Annotated in this window: 5 protein-coding genes; all 5 read right to left on the bottom strand. The window is 71.4% G+C overall.

The features are described from left to right. Window positions 1-266: 266 nt before the first annotated feature. Window positions 267-1,013, bottom strand: a complete 747-nt coding sequence (locus AF1_RS32245) for a DUF6069 family protein (protein ID WP_067808081.1) — start codon at window positions 1,011-1,013, stop codon at window positions 267-269. A gap of 5 nt (window positions 1,014-1,018) precedes the next feature. Continuing rightward, the gene (locus AF1_RS32240; protein ID WP_067808078.1) at window positions 1,019-2,017 is read right to left on the bottom strand and encodes an RNA polymerase subunit sigma-70; all 999 of its coding nucleotides are present in this window, start codon (window positions 2,015-2,017) and stop codon (window positions 1,019-1,021) included. A 64-nt stretch (window positions 2,018-2,081) separates the two neighbouring features. Further along, entirely contained in the window at window positions 2,082-2,381 is a 300-nt protein-coding gene (locus tag AF1_RS32235; protein ID WP_067808074.1) for a hypothetical protein, read from the bottom strand. A gap of 64 nt (window positions 2,382-2,445) precedes the next feature. Continuing rightward, on the bottom strand, window positions 2,446-2,709 hold the full coding sequence (locus AF1_RS32230; RefSeq protein WP_067808070.1) for a hypothetical protein: 264 nt from the start codon (window positions 2,707-2,709) through the stop codon (window positions 2,446-2,448). A gap of 2 nt (window positions 2,710-2,711) precedes the next feature. Further along, window positions 2,712-3,079, bottom strand: a 368-nt coding sequence (locus AF1_RS35555; protein ID WP_217999871.1) for a hypothetical protein, incomplete at its 5' end; no start/stop codon positions are given.

The following is a 3,079-nucleotide window of genomic DNA, read 5'->3' as shown; positions in this document are numbered from 1 at the left end:
ACGTCCGGTGCCGCCGCGCACCGCGTGGGAGGCGTGCGACGGCGAGGTCGGCCAGGGTGAACGCGACCGGGTACCCGATGCGTCCCGCCCGAAGCGGATGGCGTTCGGTCTTCATCCCGCAAGGTGCCCGGTGCTTCTTCGCACGCGCGACTCGGCTTTCGAATTGGCCAAGAAAAGGAACCTGGAATGGAGGGTGGCAGCACCGGGGGCCGTGTTAGTGCGCTCGCGCACGCCCTTGCGCCGCGCGTTGTCCTGTTGCGGGATCGTCAATCGGTCCGGGTGCGCAGGCTCCGCGCCAGGGTGGGGATCATCACCGTCGCAGGGACGAGGTGCAGCCCGAGGAGGGCGGTGATGGTGGCGGTGTTCGCCCCGGAGAGGAAGGGCGGGACCAACGAGATCGCGGTCAGCGACACTGCCGTCCACACGAATCGTGCGGCGGGGCGAGCGCTCCAACGAAGAAGAGCGACGGCAATGACGACGCCCACGACCGAGAAGAAGCCGGTCACCACGGCGAACCCGGGCAACGGGATCGACTCGCCACCATCGGGGACCTCGAAGTCGACGCCGACGGCCTGGGCAAGCGCAGCGGCGAGGGTGGTGGCCACCATCGCCGCGAGCGTGGCAACGAAGCCGGTGCCGGCGAGCCCGCGGAGTCGGTGGGTGTGGCTGGTCTGGCCCGATGCCGGGCCTGCGGCGACCCCGGTGTCATTCATGCTGTTCATGTCTTCCTCCATCATTCGGTGACTGGCGTAGGGGCGCGTTGACTGGCATGTGACGGTCCTGGCCCTGGGGGTGACGATGCGCACCCGCGCCGTGCGACGGCCGGGGTTCCGCAGGGCGCGGACGCCGGTGCCGCGGAGCCAGAACCCGGCGTCGCGACCGAGGACCGGCCCGGGCTCGCCGTCGCGCAGCTCCAGCTGCACCCGCCCGCGGGTGACGACGCCGAACGCGTCGTACCACTCGGCGGCGACCACCGCGACACGCGCGCCACCGCGTAGCGCGAGCGTCCGCACCGGGACTACTCCGTGCCGTCCGCCGGCAGGCGCTCCGGCAGCCCGAGCCGCGGGAACTGGTCGTCGTGGAAGATGACGATCTCGGTGATCGTCCCGCCGGTGACGCGCAGGACGTCGATCGTCAGCGGCAGGTACGCGCCCTCCCGCTCCCGCCAGAGGTAGAAGGCGACGGCGGGCTGCCGGTTCACGGAGGTGGGGACGGCGCGCAGGCCCTTCAAGCGCTCGAAGCCGTCCTCGACCCAGTCGTTCACCACCGTGTCGCGGCCGACCTGCAGGCCCGGCGTGGGCGGCATCGAGCAGCGGACGTCGTCCCGCAGCAGTGCGGCGAGCCCGTCGATGTCCGTGGCCACACTGGCGTCGGTAAAGCGGCGCACCAGCTCGCGCGTCCCGGCGTCCTCCTCGCCGCCGGTCCAGTCCTGCCGCTCGGCGGGCAGGTGCTCCCGCATGCCGGCGCGGGCCCGCTGCAGCGCGCTGTTCACGGAGTTGACCGAGTCCCCGAGGAGCTCCGCGACGTCCTTCGCCGGCCAGCCGAGCACGTCCCGCAGGATCAGCACGGCCCGCGTGCGCGGTGCGAGGTGCTGGACCGCGACCAGGTACGCCAGCTCGATCGTCTCCCGTGCGACGGCGACGGTCTCCGGCTCGTCCGCGTCGCCCGCGGGCAGCTCGTCGAGCAGCCGGTCCGGGTAGGGCTGCAGCCACGGCACCTCGCCGCCGGTCGCGGGCTCCGGGCGGCGCTTGGCGAGCAGGTCCAGGCAGGCGTTGGTGGCGATCCGGTACAGCCAGGCCCGGACCGTTGACCGCCCCTCGAAGGTCTCCCGCCGCCGCCAGGCACGCAGGAACGTCTCCTGCACGGTGTCCTCGGCGTCCTCGAACGACCCGAGCATCCGGTAGCAGTGCACGTGCAGCTCCCGCCGGTGCCGCTCCGCCAGCCCCGAGAACGCCGGCTCCTCGACCTCGCCCAGACCGCTCACGCCCAGCTCCTCCAGCCGCGTGTCCGCCCTCATCGCGTCATCCTTCCGCCTCGTCGTGTCCCGTCATAGTTGTGACGGGTGCGGGCGCGACAACTCATCACTGGGGCCGGTCGATGAGCCTGCAGATGTCATTCTCGTCCACCCACACGCGCTTGCCGTTATAGATCTCGGCCAGCTCCCGCATCTCGGTGGCGGCCGTCGCGGCCGAGGCGATGCGGACACCCTCCTGCCGGGTGAACGGGGCCTGCGCGAACGAATGCCCCTCCATCATCAGCCACCAGGCGTCCATGATCAGTTGTAGCGGGAACGCCTTGTGGCTCGGGAAGCGTGCGGCGTCCGGGTGGCGCAAATTCACTCGCCCGGTCAGCGTCCGGTCGTCGCGTTCGTCGAGCGACACCGTGACGCGAGAGTGCGACAGGCTGCTGCGGCACGGGCTGCGCCGTCTTCCCTGCCCTAGGTGGTCACCTGTCCGGTGGGTCGGGGGGCAGCTTCGCGGCGATCGCGTAATGGATCTGGACGTCGTGGTAGGTGACGTTCTCCTCCACCTCGTCCGGCAGGTTGGTGCGCACGCTTCCGGACGTGGACTCCTCGGCGGCGTCCTCGGTGAACACCACCGAGGTTTCGGGGACGGCGTTGAAGCGGAGTTCGTCGGCCTTCACCTTCGCCGTGAAGAGGATGTCCGCCGTCCGCCGGAGCTCCTCCCCGGGATACTCCTCACGGCCCACGATCAGTCGCCTCCCCCGCGGGACGAGCCAGGCTGGTGGGAGACCATCCGGAGCAGCGCCCGCCCCAGGTCGCGCACGGACTCCTCGGTGTCCTGAAGAGCGGACTGAAGCGCCGTGATCTCCTGGTCGCCGCCGGCCGCCTCCCCCTCGCCGGGGTTCGCGGCCTGGTCTTTCTCCGGTTCCTCGGCAGGCTCGTCTTCTGAGCCGTTCCCATCACCGCCGGCCTGGTCGGATTCTGCGTTCCCCTCGTCCGTGGTGCCGCCTTCGTCCGCTGCGCCGGTGACGCCTTCGGCGGTCTTGCCGGCCGTCTCCGCCGTCTCCGCGACACCCTCGCCGGCCGTCTCCGCCGCACGGCCTGCGCCCTTGCCGG

This window comes from Actinomadura formosensis NBRC 14204, from assembly GCF_001552155.1.
GTDB classification, from domain to species: Bacteria; Actinomycetota; Actinomycetes; order Streptosporangiales; family Streptosporangiaceae; genus Spirillospora; species Spirillospora formosensis.
Note: the sequence above shows the minus strand (reverse complement) of the source record. Positions and strands in the feature narration are given on the sequence as shown.